The 15,355-nt window shown below is 51.5% G+C and carries 14 protein-coding genes, 1 tRNA gene and 1 pseudogene; 14 read left to right on the forward strand and 2 right to left on the reverse strand.

What is annotated here, in order from left to right; all coding sequences use genetic code 11:
• Positions 1-10 precede the first annotated feature (10 nt).
• Positions 11-1,360 carry an ATP-binding protein gene (locus tag ACOQPM_RS10480; RefSeq protein ID WP_420629209.1) on the reverse strand — a complete coding sequence of 450 codons (1,350 nt, stop codon included), beginning with the start codon at positions 1,358-1,360 and terminating at the stop codon, positions 11-13.
• A gap of 122 nt (positions 1,361-1,482) precedes the next feature.
• Between ACOQPM_RS10480 and ACOQPM_RS10485 the strand changes: the two genes are divergently transcribed.
• The 8 genes from ACOQPM_RS10485 (at position 1,483) to ACOQPM_RS10520 (ending at position 9,421) form a co-directional block, all read left to right on the forward strand.
• On the forward strand, positions 1,483-1,848 hold the full coding sequence (locus ACOQPM_RS10485; RefSeq protein WP_420629210.1) for a DUF192 domain-containing protein: 366 nt from the start codon (positions 1,483-1,485) through the stop codon (positions 1,846-1,848).
• Entirely contained in the window at positions 1,848-3,251 is a 1,404-nt protein-coding gene (locus ACOQPM_RS10490; RefSeq protein ID WP_420629211.1) for a LysM peptidoglycan-binding domain-containing protein, read from the forward strand. Before ACOQPM_RS10485 ends, ACOQPM_RS10490 begins: the two co-directional genes overlap by 1 nt.
• A 476-nt stretch (positions 3,252-3,727) precedes the next feature.
• Positions 3,728-5,311 (forward strand): hypothetical protein, encoded by a 1,584-nt coding sequence (locus tag ACOQPM_RS10495; RefSeq protein WP_420629212.1) that lies wholly within the window; start codon positions 3,728-3,730, stop codon positions 5,309-5,311.
• Between the two features lie 29 nt (positions 5,312-5,340).
• Positions 5,341-5,787, forward strand: a complete 447-nt coding sequence (locus tag ACOQPM_RS10500) for a hypothetical protein (RefSeq protein WP_420629213.1) — start codon at positions 5,341-5,343, stop codon at positions 5,785-5,787.
• A 103-nt stretch (positions 5,788-5,890) separates the two neighbouring features.
• The gene (locus tag ACOQPM_RS10505; protein ID WP_420629214.1) at positions 5,891-6,595 is read left to right on the forward strand and encodes a MoaD/ThiS family protein; all 705 of its coding nucleotides are present in this window, start codon (positions 5,891-5,893) and stop codon (positions 6,593-6,595) included.
• Positions 6,596-6,636: 41 nt separating this feature from the next.
• A tRNA-Arg gene (locus ACOQPM_RS10510) sits at positions 6,637-6,709 on the forward strand.
• 73 nt (positions 6,710-6,782) lie between these two features.
• Entirely contained in the window at positions 6,783-7,766 is a 984-nt protein-coding gene (locus tag ACOQPM_RS10515) for an NAD-dependent epimerase/dehydratase family protein (RefSeq protein ID WP_420629215.1), read from the forward strand.
• Positions 7,763-9,421 (forward strand): NAD(P)H-hydrate dehydratase, encoded by a 1,659-nt coding sequence (locus tag ACOQPM_RS10520; RefSeq protein WP_420629216.1) that lies wholly within the window; start codon positions 7,763-7,765, stop codon positions 9,419-9,421. The genes ACOQPM_RS10515 and ACOQPM_RS10520 overlap by 4 nt, the downstream gene beginning before the upstream one ends.
• Before the next feature lie 14 nt (positions 9,422-9,435).
• On the opposite strand, the gene ACOQPM_RS10525 is transcribed toward ACOQPM_RS10520, so the two are convergent.
• On the reverse strand, positions 9,436-10,311 hold the full coding sequence (locus tag ACOQPM_RS10525; RefSeq protein ID WP_420629217.1) for a hypothetical protein: 876 nt from the start codon (positions 10,309-10,311) through the stop codon (positions 9,436-9,438).
• Between the two features lie 380 nt (positions 10,312-10,691).
• Between ACOQPM_RS10525 and ACOQPM_RS10530 the strand changes: the two genes are divergently transcribed.
• From ACOQPM_RS10530 to ACOQPM_RS10555, 6 genes and pseudogenes are all read left to right on the forward strand, one after another.
• Complete coding sequence (locus ACOQPM_RS10530) at positions 10,692-11,330, forward strand: nitroreductase/quinone reductase family protein (protein ID WP_420629218.1); 639 nt, start codon at positions 10,692-10,694, stop codon at positions 11,328-11,330.
• Positions 11,327-12,118 (forward strand): bifunctional hydroxymethylpyrimidine kinase/phosphomethylpyrimidine kinase, encoded by a 792-nt coding sequence (gene thiD / locus ACOQPM_RS10535; RefSeq protein ID WP_420629219.1) that lies wholly within the window; start codon positions 11,327-11,329, stop codon positions 12,116-12,118. The genes ACOQPM_RS10530 and thiD overlap by 4 nt, the downstream gene beginning before the upstream one ends.
• A gap of 154 nt (positions 12,119-12,272) precedes the next feature.
• Positions 12,273-12,809: a GbsR/MarR family transcriptional regulator gene (locus ACOQPM_RS10540; RefSeq protein ID WP_420629220.1), complete on the forward strand. Its 537-nt coding sequence runs from the start codon at positions 12,273-12,275 to the stop codon at positions 12,807-12,809.
• Positions 12,810-12,818: 9 nt separating this feature from the next.
• Positions 12,819-13,345 (forward strand): annotated as a pseudogene (yjjX, locus tag ACOQPM_RS10545) (inosine/xanthosine triphosphatase).
• Positions 13,346-13,480: 135 nt separating this feature from the next.
• Positions 13,481-14,701, forward strand: a complete 1,221-nt coding sequence (locus ACOQPM_RS10550; protein ID WP_420629221.1) for a DNA double-strand break repair nuclease NurA — start codon at positions 13,481-13,483, stop codon at positions 14,699-14,701.
• Between the two features lie 19 nt (positions 14,702-14,720).
• Positions 14,721-15,344: a hypothetical protein gene (locus ACOQPM_RS10555; protein ID WP_420629222.1), complete on the forward strand. Its 624-nt coding sequence runs from the start codon at positions 14,721-14,723 to the stop codon at positions 15,342-15,344.
• Positions 15,345-15,355: the final 11 nt, after the last annotated feature.

Raw genomic sequence — 15,355 nt, forward strand, 5'->3', positions numbered from 1 at the left:
TAGTCTGACTCTATTTCAAAATGTAATGCGTTCCTTTTTTGGAGCCAATTTTGAGTAGGATGCCGCGATCAACCAGATCAACCAGATCAAGCCGGAGCGTTTCGGCGGAAACATCGGGGCATAGCTTTTGGTATTCACGGTTGGTGATGGAGCCATTTTCGCGCACGTAGGTGAGGGCACGGGTTTGCCGCTCGTTCATACTTTTGGTCCATTTGGGCGTGGGTTGTCGCTGCCGCTTGTTGTGTAGCGTTACCGTAAACAAGTGCGGTGTGGCTTTGAAATCTGGCGGCTTGTGGCCAGCCTGAACCATCTCTTCGATCATTTGGTCAATGCCTAGCCCCAGCTCTTCAATGTAGCCCCACTGGTAGAGGCCGTTTACCAGACGTGGATTGCGTGAAAAATGCTCTTCCACCAGATTGTCTAATGTCATGTAACCTGGCAAACCACCGGGGCTAATTATCTCTAGTCGGTTGGCATACATGCGAATTTCGATGCGTCGCCCCTGAATGCGGTAGTCGCGGTGAGCCACGGCGTTTACCAACGCTTCGCGCACGGCAAAACGGGGATACTCCAGCAGCTCTTCTCGCTCAAGTTGGTTCACGGTGGCTCCAACACGCATCTCTTCAAAGATGATGTTCCAGGCGCGTTCGATGACGCGGGCAACGGGGCCATTGATTTCGTCCCGACGGCCGTATCCAATGCCACCATCTTCGCCACGCGGCTCTGTGCCGGGGAACTTAACAAAAACGATGCCGCTTTGCGGAAAAAACATTTGCGGATTGCGGGCAAAGAGCAAAATGCCAATGGTCGTGGGGTGTCCATTTCGGTCTGTGGCCCCAATTTCAAATAGCAACTCGCGGGTGGAAAGCGTGCGCGCCTGGCCGCGCTGCTCACGCCGGGCTAGGTAATCTTGCACAATGTTGGTGTCCAGGTCGGTGTAGCGTGCACCAGGGACGATTTCGGTTTCGTATTCGGCCGTATTTTTGCTGTTGGCCAAGTTGCGTACTTCATCGCCGGTGAGGGGGCGGTTGGCGGTACCGCTGCGGACGAGCACACGGCCGTCGTCCAACGTGTGCAGGTCGGTGCTGCGTGGCACGTCAATGCCAATGAGGGTTCCCTGAGGGGTTTCCACCTGCTGCCATCGGGTTGGCACTGGGGGGCGGCACAGCCGGGCGGCTTCCAGCAACGCGCCTTCTGCCTCTTCTTCCCAGATTTCGTTGACGGGACGGCCGTTTTCATTCAGCCCCAGCACAATCAACCCACCGTCCCCATTGGCCAGCGCCACCAGGCACGCTGCCAACGCCTCCACATCTGCTTCTGCCAGAAATGCCAACCGCTGTCCAGGCTTTTGTTTTAACATAACGTTATTATAACAGAAGTTGTGGCGATTAGTGCCACAAGATGAGCGGAGCCTCGCAAAATATGCGTTCCCGCACCTGTTTACCTTGTCACCCCCTTACCCCTTCACTATACTTCCAGCCGATGGGTACACGACAGATTATTCATGTAGAAAGCGGCGAGATTCTCATTCCGCAAGCCAAATGGTGCGATAGCTTTAGCAGCAAGCTGCGCGGCTTCACCTTTCGGCGCACATTGGAGCCGCAAGAAGGCTTAGTGTTGGTAGAAGCCAAAGACAATCGCGTAAATACTGCCATCCACATGCTATTTGTCTTTTTTGATTTGGGCGTCATTTGGGTGAATGATGCTGGCGAAGTTGTGGGTACTGTTGTGGCGCAGCCCTGGCGACTCTCTTACATGCCACCTGCGCCTGCCCGCTACGTTATTGAAGGCCAACCGGAGCTGGCGCAGCGGGTAAAAGTGGGCGACCACATTCAATTTGTAACCTGATGAAGCGTATTGGACTCTTTTTGTTATTGATTTTGCTGCTGCCGCTCTCCGTGCTGGCGCAAACGGCCGATCCCACCCCCACACCCAACCCCGACGAAACCAGCGACCCTATTCCCCGCGTTCACACCGTTGCTGAGGGTGAAAATCTAACCTACATTGCCAGCCTGTATGAAGTGACTGTAGACGAATTGCTGGCACTGAATGGTTTGCCCAATGCAGATAATTTGTTTGTGGGGCAGACGCTCACTATCCCCGGCGGCGAGGGGGAAGCGGTGGCTACCGTGTACAGGCTAGGGGGTGGGGATACATTGGCGCAGATTGCGGCCGTTTTCAACACTACCCCCAACGCCATTTTGCAAACCAACCGGATGATCAGCCCCAGCCAGCCCCCCGCCATTGGCCAGACGATAACCGTTGTAAGTCGTACTGGTTCAGCGTTACCGCAATCTGTAACGGGAACGCCGCACGTTGTTGCCCCTGGTGAAACGCTCGTCACTATTGCTGCTCAACACAATATTTCCCCGGCAGCGTTGGCAGTTGCCAACGATCTGCCTTATCTAGCGCACTTGCTTGCCGGGCAGCGGCTACGCATTCCCAGCGATGCGCCGCCGTACCAATATTTAAGTGGCGCGTGGCAGCAGGTGGCGATACGGCCGTTTCCCATCATCCCCGGCAATACAGTTTCCATTTACGTAGAGAATGTGTTGGAAGGACGGCCGTCTGGCCAATTTGGCAACCAGCCATTGCAATTCTTTCCTCAAGAGAATGGGTTTGTGGCTCTGGTTGGCATTGATGCCTTTGCCGAGCCGGGTTTTTTTGAGCTGCGCTTGGAAGGCTCTGGCAGTCGCCCGTGGCGGCCGTTTACCCAGCAGGTGCTGGTCAATCCGGGCAGCTACGCCCTGCAGCAAATCCCCCTCGACGATAACCCGGAACTGCGCCAGCAAGAAGATGAAATGCTGGCAACCATCTACCTGACCAGAAGCGAGACGCGCCAATGGGAGGGGCTGTTTACTGCGCCCGTTACGCCTACGATCGTTACTGCACCGTACGGCGATGCCCGATCTTACAATGGTGCGCCCATCACCATTTACCATTCAGGTGTGGATTTTGCAGGAACCATTGGCACCCCTATTTTGGCTCCGGCCAGCGGGACGGTGGTTTTTGTTGATTTGTTGGAACTGCGCGGCAATACCGTCATTTTGGATCATGGGCAGGGCGTTTTTTCTGCATATTTCCACCTTTCAGAGACGTTTGTAGCGGCGGGGGATGTAGTTGTTGCCGGACAAACCATTGCCGCTGGTGGCTCAACGGGTCTTTCTACAGGGCCACACTTGCATTGGGATTTGCGCGTACATGGCGTGCCTGTGAACGGCTTGCAATGGCTTGAGACCCCCTTCCCGTAACCTGCCAGATTTGTAGGGCTTTTCAGTAGTCCAACGCCATCAAAAAACGGACGCGGACGAGCGCAGAAAACGCGGAAACCCAATGATTTATCCGCGTTTTCCATGTTAATCCGCGTCCCATTGGCTCATAATGTGGACTTTTGAAAAACCCTGGCCAGATTTGGGCGAGCATTGGCGTAGGGGGGGCAGACTGGTATAATCTTGCGTTGTGCATTTATCCGGTTTATATGGCCGTAACCAAAGCACCAAATGAAAAAATTCCAAAGCAGATGACAAGTGTAAAATATCACGGCTCATTTTTCTTTTTGTGATTTATGGTGAAAACGGGAAAGTGCTTTGAATTAGGAAGATGATCGCTCTCCCGTTTTCCCTAAGTAAATCACTATTTTGCAGGTCGGCTTACAAAAAATTTCTTTGTGTGATTTACAACACGACACCTAAAAATCTGACTTTCTCTGCTTATTGAGGAGATTATTGTGATTCAGCCCCGAACCCAGACTGAAGCTTATTGGGGAGCGGATTTTGCCCTAACAGATACTGACATAGAACAAATTTATAACCACTTTTTAGAGGTGGAACGGCCGCAGACGGCCGATGAAATCACCCACATGATCATGGCGTATCGCGTGGCAGAAGAAGCCAGCCAGGTCAAGAAGAAATTGTCGGGTCGCACCATTTACCAGCCCAAAAACAGCTACGACGTTGGCGACAAGCTGGTGTTCCCTGCCCTGCAATTTGCCCACGGAGATGTAACGGCCGTACGCGATGGCTACAATCCGCACGATGGGCAATTCAAAGTAATCACCGTGACGATGGATAAGGCTCCCCGTGACTTTGCTGCTGCACTACAGCCAGACCATGCGCTAAATGCCGACAATGGCAATGCAGTAGAAAATATGTTGCAAGTAGATGTGGATGAACTGGTAGCCAAGTATGGTGATTGGGTGAAAACGGCCGTTGCCCAGGAACTGGTTGACCGCGCCGAATTTGTAAAGCTGGGGGATGTTTGGTTTGTGAAGCAGCTCATGGCTGAAGTAAACACCGGGCATTTGCATTTGGCCGAAGCGGTGCTAGAAATGAACGAAGGAGGGCCGCTGCCAACCGAAGAAATTGTGCCACATCTGGACATGGATTCTTCGCTAGACCCGTCAGTTCAGCATTTTTCGCTCAATTATCACTTGCTAGAAGACCCCCGCTTTGATGAAGTGGCTCCCAAAGATGAGGTTGCCTGGTTCCTGAACCGCTTGGAGCCAGATGAAGTGCGTAAAACGCCAGAACGGCTACACTACCAGCCCATTCCTCATGACCGAGCATTACTTAGTCCCCAACTGCTGCTGCTAGAGCGGGAGCTGGATGATGAATGGTCTGCTCTTGAAGCGCCAGCCTCCCCGCAGCCCGTGGTGTTTACGTTGATGTTCCCCCACCGTCACGCAGGGGTGATTCCGTTGAGTTCGCGGATACGGCCGTTGTTCCCCCCTAGCAACTCTCCGCGTCAGCGCGTTGTCTTTATTGATGACCAAACGGAAGAGGAAGTCATTGGCTGGGCGGTGCAGGAAGCCCGCTACATTTATGGCTTAGGTGACTGGTACGAGAAAAATGGCATTCCCATTGGGGGCTTTGTTCACATTCACCCTGGGCCAGAACCGGGTGTACTCAGCCTCGGCTTTGATCGCCGTCGGCCACAGCGAGAATGGATACGTTTGGCAACGGCCGTAGATAATCGCATCCAGTTTGAACTACAGCGCCGCTCTGTGGGATGTGGCTTTGATGATCTGATGATTGTGGGTACCGATGTCGTTGCCGCCATAGACGCCCTGTGGCGACGCGCCGAGAGCCAACAGCGCACCGTCTCCTCATTGCTGGCCGAAATCTTCCCCAAACTATCTGAACTCACGCCGCAAAGTGCTGTTCATGCCAAAACACTGTACAGTGCCATCAACATGCTGCGCCGCGTACCGCCCGGCCCGCTATTTGCCGAATTGGTACGTCACCAGGCGTTTGTGCCGGTAGGGGATCATTACTGGCAGTTTGACCGCAACCGCTGGCAAGATGGTGCCTGATAGCAACTTGACCGATATGGAGAAAGACCTTGGCTAAAAGTCCACGACCAAAACTCAATCCGTCTATGCTCAAGCGAGCCACGCCGGATACCCGCTTTTACATTGATTACGACTGGTGGGATAAATCTGACCTGGATCTGAAAACATATCTGCTCACCCGCCTAGACATTGGCGAAGACATTAATCTAGAAATTGATGCCGATGAAATGGATTTGGTTGATGCCGAAACAGGCGAAGTGAGTCGGGTAGATGGCTTTCAGTACGTAGTTCAGGCGTACTTTAGCCAGGTGCCAGATGATTTTGTAACGCGCACCTCGCTGGTGGACGCTGTTTTTTGCGTGTTGCTGGCCAATGCCAACAAGCCAATGACCGCCAGAGAGATTGCTGAAAAGGTGCAGCGTTCGCCCAGCACCATTGTGAAAACGATGGGCGGCCCCAAAATTTACCAGGGCGTGCGCCCTGTTTTGGATGAATAATTTTTTATTGAGGCATGTACCACCGTCGAGTTTGGGTCAGCCAAACTCGACGGTTTTTTGTTTTAGTAGATAGTTGCTGGTGAATTGTTAGATGGAGACTGTTGTGAAGGTAGAGGTAAAACTGTACGGAATGTTGCGAGCTAATCGCCCTGCAGAAGCACCAGGCTTGCCGCACCATGCTTTTGAGATGACTTTGCCAGCGGGGACAACGGCCATTCATATCACAGAAGCATTGGGTATAGAAGACGGCCTGGTAACAATTGTGGCCATCAACAACGGAACGGCCGAATTGGACACGATCTTGCAAGCGGGTGACCAAATTAGCCTCTTCCCACCGTCTGCGGGAGGGAGTGCGCCGCTGCGCGTTTTTATTGCAGGGGTAATGCAAGCCAATCGGCGTGACACCCAAATTGAAAGCCAAAATTATCGCCTGCAAATCAGCCAGGCGTTGCGGCAGCACGTTCCCAACGTGCAGATTATTGACCCGTGGGCTGAGAACCCAAACAGCGTTAACTACACAGAATCACAGGCGCGGCACACCTTCCACACCATGACCAACAAGGCCAGCGAGGTGGATTTGCTCATTGCTTACCTGCCACTGCCCAGCATGGGTACCGCCATGGAGATGTGGCAAGCGTACCAAGGCAATACCTACATCATCGCCATCACCCCGTTTGTTCACCATTGGGCCATCCGCTTTACGGCCAACGACATTTTGCCAGATTTGCAGAGCTTGTTTGGGTGGATAGAAAACGGCCGTTTCCAACAGGAAATTGTCCCCACTGCGTTAGCCCTGCGACAAAGTTGACGCCCCAAACGTTGCTGTTTAGAATTGCCGACTAATTACCAGCCCCAGTAGCTCAACGGATAGAGCGACAGACTTCTAATCTGTAGGTTGGGGGTTCGATTCCCTCCTGGGGTGCCTCTCCGAAAAGTGTGCAAGTGACAAGTATGCAAGTAATCAACTGAATCACTTGCACACTCGCAAACTCCTTATGATTTTAATAACAGGTGCAACTGGTTTTTTAGGCCACCATCTGGTTCCCCGATTGGTTGAATTGGGCTATCCGCTACGTGCTTTGGTGCGCCCCAGCAGCGATACGCAATTTTTGCAGAAGCTGGGCGTGGCGCTGGCCTACGCCGACGATATTACCGATGTGGCCGCAATCACGCAGGCGTGTGCGGGCTGCGACCAAATCATCCACGCGGCCGGACTGTTTCGCTTTTGGGGCGAGATGGATGAATTTTGGCGGACTAATGTGGAGGGGACAACGGCCGTTTTGCAAGCGGCCCAAAACCGTCCCCTCAAGCGATTTATTCACATTTCCACAATTGCCGTTGTGGGGAAGCCCCCAACCAATTGCCTTATTGATGAAGTCACGCCCTGCAATCCGCTAGAGCCATACCAGCAAAGCAAGCTGGAGGCCGAAAAACGGGTGCTGGCAGCGCATAAAAATGATGGCTTGCCGACTATCGTCTTGCGTCCCGGTGCGTTCTATGGCCCGTGGGGACGGTACGCCTTCAATCGCCTCTTCTTTGAGGAGCCGCTAAAAGGGTGGCGCATCAAGGTAGACAACGGCCGTCACATCACCTTCCCTGTTTTTGTGCCGGATGTGGTGCAGGGGGTGGAATTGGCTTTAAGGAACGGCCGTTTTGGCCAAATCTACAACATCTGCGGCGAATCGCTAGAGCACAACCGCGTCAACGCCATCGTGAATGAACTAGCGGGGATTAGTAACTGGCGGCTTAACTTCCCCACCTGGATGGTGCTGCTGCTAGCGCGTAGCTGGACTGCGCTTTCAAAATTCACGGGTCGTGAGCCGTTTTACCCCATCAACATGGCCCCCTACGTCTTTCAGGATTGGCACGTCTCTTACCAAAAAGCAGCAAACGAGCTTGGTTTCCAACCCACGCCGTTTGCGGAGGGCGCCAAGCAAACGCTAGAATGGTATTGGCAGCAAGGGTTGTTGAAACGATGAAACTCTTTACCGTCTCCCAAATGATCGCCGCCGAAAAAACGGCCGATTCCCAAGGCAACAGCTACGCCCAAATGATGGAAACCGCTGGGCGTGGCCTGGCCGAAGCCATCATGGCGCGGTGGCCGGTTGAAAACGCGAGCGTGCTGGTGCTGGTTGGTCCCGGCAACAATGGCGGCGATGGCCTCGTGGCGGGACGCTACTTGGCTGAAGCCGGTGCCGATGTTGCCTTCTATCTCTACAAATTGCGTGACCCCGCCACCGATGAAAATTACGCCAAAATTCAGCAAATGGGTCTTTTTGCCGTGGAGGCCAGCTTTGACCAGCGCTTCCGCGTTTTGCGTACCCGCTTGCGCCTCACCGACATTCTCATTGACGGGCTGCTGGGCACGGGCGTCACCCGCCCCATTGGTGGTGGTTTGGCCAAACTGATGCAGCAAACGGCCGTTGGCCTTGCTGAACGCCGCGCTGATTTGGCGGAAGCCACGCATTCTGCATTAACAAACCTTACTAATTTCAATGACAAGGTGACAATGTGGCAAGGTGACAAGGTGATGGTTCAAGAAAATGTCACCTTGTCACCCAGTTACCCGGTCACCATTGCCGTGGACTGCCCCAGCGGACTCAATTGCGACACGGGTGACCTGGATCCGTTGGCTCTATCTGCCGATCTTACCGTGACCTTTGCCGGCCCAAAGCGAGGGCATTTTGTTTTTCCCGGGGCAACGGCCGTTGGCGAACTGGTCGTTGCAGATATTGGCATTACGCCAGAGATGGTAGCTGATGTGCCAATTGAGGTGGCCACACCGGAGTTGGCTCGCAATTTGCTACCCCCGCGCCCCAAAGATGGACACAAAGGCACTTTTGGCAAGCTGCTCATTGCTGCTGGCTGTGAAAAATATCATGGCGCACCGCTGCTGGCAGCGCGAGGCGCCTTTCGCGCCGGGGCAGGCTTGGTAACGCTGGCCGTGCCCACTGCCCTGCGCCTAGGCATTTCCATTGCGCTGCCAGAGGCTACGTATGCAGAAATTGAGGAGGAGGGGTGGTTAACGGCCGTATCCGCCCACCACATCCACCAAACCGCCCACAACTACAACGCCCTGCTCATTGGCCCTGGCCTGGGCGATGCCGATGAGTTCATCGCCACCCTCTTTCCCGCCGCAGGCACCGCGCCAGACGTGCCTATGGTAGTAATTGATGCCGACGGCCTGAACTGTTTGGCGCGACTAGAAAATTGGTGGGAACGTCTCCCTGCCAACTGCGTTCTCACCCCACACCCAGCCGAAATGGCGCGGCTGATGGGCATCCCATTGGCAGAAATGAAAACGCGAGATCGCATCGAAGTAGCGATGGTTCAGGCACAGAAGTGGAACCAGGTAGTGCTGCTAAAGGGTGCTTATACGGTGATTGCTGCGCCAAACGGCCGTGCCACCCTGTTGCCCTTTGCCAACCCGGTGCTGGCCGTTGGCGGTAGCGGCGATGTGCTGAGTGGCATCATCGCCGCCCTGCTAGGGCAAGGTTTGCCACCGTATGATGGGGCGCGCCTGGGTGGGTTTTTGCACGGGCTGGCTGGAAAAATCAGCGGCCAGGATCGAGGTGTCCTGGCCGCTGAACTTGCAGACTTCATTCCAGAAGCAGTCGTCTTGATTCAGACATAATTTCTCAAGGCAGTTTACATGTTTGGTATAGACAGTAATTCAGTTTGAGGGCGAATTCTGTTGGATGACGTTCTTAGCGTCTTGTAAATATCTAGGCAGAATTCCACATGTTCATGAATGCCATGCTCCTCAGGAAATTCATCTATTTCTGGAACTGCTTCATGGGCGGGCTGTAGGGCATTGCTGTTTAGCACCCGCGCATAAAGATGCTGATGTTTGCCATCTAAATTGTCGAGGCTTACCTCATCCTCACATGGATTCCATATCAACATCTCAGGGGAAAACGGAAGCATGAACTTCTCAAAAATTTGGGGGAATACTTCCTGTGGATGATTTCTGAACTCTGTTGAATCTACTATCATGTGGGGAACTGCATGTTTCTCACAGTAACTGATTTTTTTCTGTAGCAATTCCCACCCGGTTTCAATGTGGGGAAAATAAATGCTTTCGCCCACCATCCGTTTCTTCTCAATTCTGGAAGCAATATTCAATCGCGGATCACGAATTAAGAAGATGATAGGCTTGCTGGCAATTTCAAACAAAATTGGAAAATTATCGCCAACTTGATAAGGCATTTCTTTTATGAGTAAGCTGCTGCCAGAACTGTCTTGAATGCGTTCAATATTCAGCAAATCGAGCGGTTTGTTCAATTTATCCACAACTGTTGTCAGGTCTTTGCCGTCGTAATATGTCACCTCAAAAGGTTCATGACTGTAATAACGAATGGTGGGCTGTTCCCAAAACACTCTGGAAAATGCAGTTGAGCTGCATCTTGGGGGAGAAATGATGACATATATTTGTTTGTGTTTGGTTTGCAAGTGGGTGAATAGTTGAATTTGATTTGAATTAGACGAGCGGGGCAAAGCAAATTTTGCTGAGGAGTTGGTCATTGATTTTCCTTTTGTATTGAATCGGGTTTATGGAAAATATTGAAGCAGGATGGCAACAGATCCTGCCATCAAGAATATTTGGAACCTATTTTACACATGGATGTTAACTTAATGTTAACGGCCTGAGTCAAATCCTGATTCTCGCTGCAGTTTCTCATCTAGTATTAGGAACATAGCAAGAAACCGTGGCCTTATTGTTGTTGTTTCATGTATTGTCTCCTTAAAAAATGCTGCTTTGTGTGATTGAGAACGTTTGGGCAATTTCTAAAACAGTGTAAAGGGGTAACGATCAGAAATCGATCAGTTGTTGATGGTTGGCTAGAAGCGTTTGTGAATATGCTAGAATGGTCACGATTTTAGTGAATAAGGTAGGCTAATTGATGGACGAGAGAATTCGGCAGGCGTTGGATACAAATGATACGATTGACATTACCACAACGGGGCGCAAAAGTGGGCTGCCGCGGCGGATTGAGATTTGGTTTCGGCGGGTAAACGGCCGTACCTACATCACCGGCACCCCAGGCACGCGCAGTTGGTACGCAAATTTGCTAGCCAACCCCAGTTTTACCTTCCACCTCAAGCAAACTATTCAGGCAGATTTGCCCGCAATCGCGCGCTTTGTGCTTAAGCTAGATGAACGGCGGGCTATTTTGGCTGATCCGGCGATGGCTTGGTATCAGGCACAGGTTCGCTCGTTAGAGGATTTGGTTGCTGGTAGTCCGCTGATCGAGGTGCTTTTTGTGGATGAGCGGCGAAATCATGAGCTGGCGATGGAACATCTGCCGCCGGAAAAAACCGTACGTGCCACGCTGGATGGCTTGCCAGAAATGCACGAGCTACGTTTTTATGATGCCAGCCATCCCTCTCCGTCTGATCCGGGAGCGTATGTGCAAATTCGGCGTCGGGGGGAGGGGTATGAGCTATTTAAGGGAAATCATGGTTGGAGCAGCGGCTGGAAGCCAGAAACGGCCGCTTCCATCCTAACCTACATGCTCAAGTGCAAACAAAACAGCAAATGATGTCAGAACCAGTCAAGCTCCTCACCATTGGCGGCTCCGACAGCGGCGGTGCCGCAGGCATTCAGGCTGACCTGAAGACGTGGACGGTGCTGGGCGGGTACGGGATGAGTGTGGTAACGGCCGTTACTGCCCAAAACAGCCTTGCCGTGCAAGACGTTACCTGGATGTCCCCCCGATTTGTGCAGGCGCAACTGGAGGCGGTGCTATCTGATTATGGGGCAACAGCCGTAAAAACGGGCTTCCTGGGGCGAACAGAGTTAGTGATTGCTGTGTCTGCAACATTACAAAAATACAAACCGGCACATATCGTCGTCGATCCGGTTCTTGTAAACCACCGTGGCCAACAAATGTTCCCCGACGCAGTGCGACAGCTTTACCTAGCCTACCTGTTGCCGATTGCTGATTTAGTTACGCCGAATTTGGTGGAAACGGCCGTTCTCTTGCAAACGTCCTCGATTGATTCCTACCGTAAGCTGCGCCGCGCCGCCGCCCGCCTGCACCAAATCGGAGCCAAAAACGTGCTCATCAAAGGCTTCCGCGACGGCGCTGAACTGGTAAATGTGCTGTACGACGGCCAAACTTTTATCGAATTTCGGCAGTCGCGCCTCGACACGCACAACACGCACGGCTCCGGCGACACGCTCTCCGCCGCGATTTGTGCCTTTTTGGCGCAGGGGGTGGAGTTGAAAACGGTCGTCTCTCAGGCCCAACAGTTCACCCATCGCGCCATCCAGCATGCCACCGATTGGCAGCTTGGCGGCGGCCACGGCCCCTTGGCAATTTTTTGAGATGGTCAGGGAGAGGCAATCGGAGAGCAGATCGTTTGCTAGGCTAAAATCATGGCCGATTGCCTTTCCCCTACAATTCCGCTTATGTTGACGCACGTTCACAACTTTGCTAACATCAGGTACATTCAAAACGTTCTGAACGCAGGGGAAAACGATGCACAATAACTTAACGGCCGTAAACGACAGTACAGTAGCTGGCTTGGGTCGCCTGGCTCGCTTTTTTGGCTTTAGCGAAGTAATGGGGCGGCTCTATGGCACGCTGCTCATGAGTCCAGAACCGCTTTCGCTGGACGATCTTGCCGATACGCTACGCATCAGCAAAGGCTCTGTGAGCATGAACATGCGCGCCCTGGAGCGGTGGGGCATGGCCACCGAAGTGTGGATGCGTGGCGAACGCAAGAAATATTACCAGGCCGAATCTGACCTGTGGCAAGTTATTCGCAACGTGCTAGACAGCCGTGAGCGGCGCGAAGTGCAGTTGGCCCTACAGGTACTGGGCGAAAGCGTGGAAAAGCTGCAATCTGCCAACGACGAGCTGACCCTGGAAGAGCAGGAATTGGCTAAATATTACCTGGAGCGCATAGACGATCTGCAAGCCTTTTTTGAATTTGCCCAGATGGCATTGGAAACGGTGCTGGGTGGCCAGGAAACCCTCGATTTTGAAACTGTCACCAAAATAGAAATTGGTTGAAGTTTCCCCATGAAAATTGCCGTTGGTTCCACAAATCCCGTGAAAATTACGGCCGTTCGCCAAACCATCACCCGCATCTGGCCGGAAGCTGAAATTGTACCCATTGCTGTACCTAGCGGCGTCAGCGACATGCCCATGACGGACGAGGAGACACGCATCGGGGCGCATAATCGAGCCCTTGCTGCCCGCGACGCGCTGGACGCCGATTTTGGCGTCGGGCTGGAAGGGGGCGTGCATCCCGAACCGTTTGGATTGACGCTGCATGGCTGGGTGGTGGTAGTGGATAGAAACGGCCGTATGGGTATTGGTGGTGGCGGCAGACTGCCTTTGCCCAACCACATCGCCCAAAAGTGCTGGCAGGTACCGAGCTAGGCGACGTGATGGACGAGGTTTTGAACGACCACAACACCAAGCAAAAAGGAGGCGCGGTGGGATCGCTCACCAACGGTCTAGTGCTGCGCGGCGAGACGTTCGCTTTGGCTACGGCGTATGCGTTTGCGCCTTTTGTTTCTCCCGATCTTTATCGGGAATCTTAGACAAGAATTTATACGAAGGTACAAAGGGAGGAAGAAACAAAGAACTTTTTCCTCTTGGTTTCTCTGTTTCTTCGTTCCTTTGTATAAAATTTAGTTTTGTTTACGCCAGTTTGATAAAGGTTTACAATAGCGACCATGACCCTGGAATATGAAAAATTGCTGTCACAAGTAAAAAAGATGGTTGATTCTGCTCTGGCCAGACAGGTAAAACTTGCTTCCCAACAAGAAAATATATCTGAAAAGATAAATACATACGCGGAAGATCGAAAGGAGCTTAATCGAACCTTGGATTTAGCTTTAGAGAGTACGGATAATAAGCTGTATGCCGCAAGACCTCATCCTGCCTACGAACTTGAACCACTGAACAAAGGTGTATCTGTCAAAACAAAAGATTTGCCGGAAACGGCCGTAATTATTGGCGCAGATGGTTCCCAAATAATGCCTGACCGTCATGCACCATTCCTCTATTACCTGATCAATGTTGGAATTATTAAATATTTTCATGGTGCTGCAAAAGCCCCCGACATTTTCACCAAGCCAATTCTCCAATTCCCAGATGATAGTTTAGACTCAAATGAGTTGGTTTTTTCTTCTAGCGAAGTAAGTGTAGCTCGTGATTTAGAAGAAATTAGGACGCTCAGCGAAGCTGTCTGCGAAGAAAGCAATGACACAGAAGACATCGTTTTAGGCTTGCTGGATCAAAGATTGCTTTATCGGGGCGAGACACAGGTGGTTTATGAATGGCTAAAAGCACTCCAGAAAGTGGAGCAGCGTTATGAACAAAACAAATCTATTGGTTTGGTTGGGTTTATCACGAATCCAGGAACCAGCGTTGTTATCAATATGCTAAGAACGCTTGATGTTGATCGCATAAATCCTGATACTGGTGAGTTTTTACTTGATCCGGAAACGCTTATGCAAAGCAACATTGGTATTACAGATGCGACGCTTTTTACCGATGTACTTGAGCCCGGCCAAAGAACAACAGTTTTTACAAATATTTCGGAATTGAACACAAGATTTGGTAATCGGGGTCAAGACATATGCTTCTTTTACTTAAACGCTTCAACGAATGCTAGGGGAAGACAAATCTCACGTGTAGATATGCCGTGTTGGCTTGCAAATGACGTAAACATGGTGAACCAGATTCACGCGCTAATTTATTCTCAGTGTAAATTTGATTATCCCTATGTATTGACCCGAGCAGATGAGATTGCCGTTATTTTGCAGCAAGATAGAGAATACTTTGAGAATATGATTGCCATGCAAATGGGCTCTGACTTTGCCTTGCACCGCCATAGCCCCAAACAAATTGGCAAGTTTAATACTCGAAGCGGGCCTTCGCGATATGAATAATTTAGGATAAGTGAAATCTATGACGTTAGTAGATAAAGAAATTGGGCGTACCTTACGGGCTAGTACAGAAGGATTCGTGGTCGGATGTCGTGTAGAGCAGCTAACTTCTTCTTTTGGTGATCTGGTTAAAGCAAAACTAAATGAAACAGATGTAGTCTACGGCCTGATTTATAAAATTGATATTGATGATGATCCGCTTGTTCGCAGGTTGGTGCTGTTGGATGGCTTGGAGCCAGCGATGATCGAAGACCAGCGGCAAAACAGATTGGTGCCAATAGAAATGAGCGTTTTGGCAGTGGGTTATAACATGAACGGCCGTTTGCAACATGGACTTTCCATGAGGCCACCGCTCAGCCTTGATCCTGCATTTTTGTGTTCAGACCTAAATGAAATTAAAGATTTTACGAATGATTTAGGTTATTTGCGCATGATCACGCGGGCCGATCCCACAAAAGTGCCTATTGACCAGCTATTAATCACACACATTCGTAACCTTTGTCAACAGCGCGGGGAACATCAGTGGGCAGCTTCTGCCATTCAAGAGGTTATTGAACTGCTGCGGCACGATTATCAAACGCTCGTGCCGATTTTAGAAACTTTAAGTCATACTCTGCCGCAATTGGCAGACACATCGCAACAATAACTTGGAGCATT

Source organism: Candidatus Leptofilum sp., from assembly GCF_965223525.1.
Classification (GTDB): Bacteria; Chloroflexota; Anaerolineae; order Promineifilales; family Promineifilaceae; genus Leptofilum.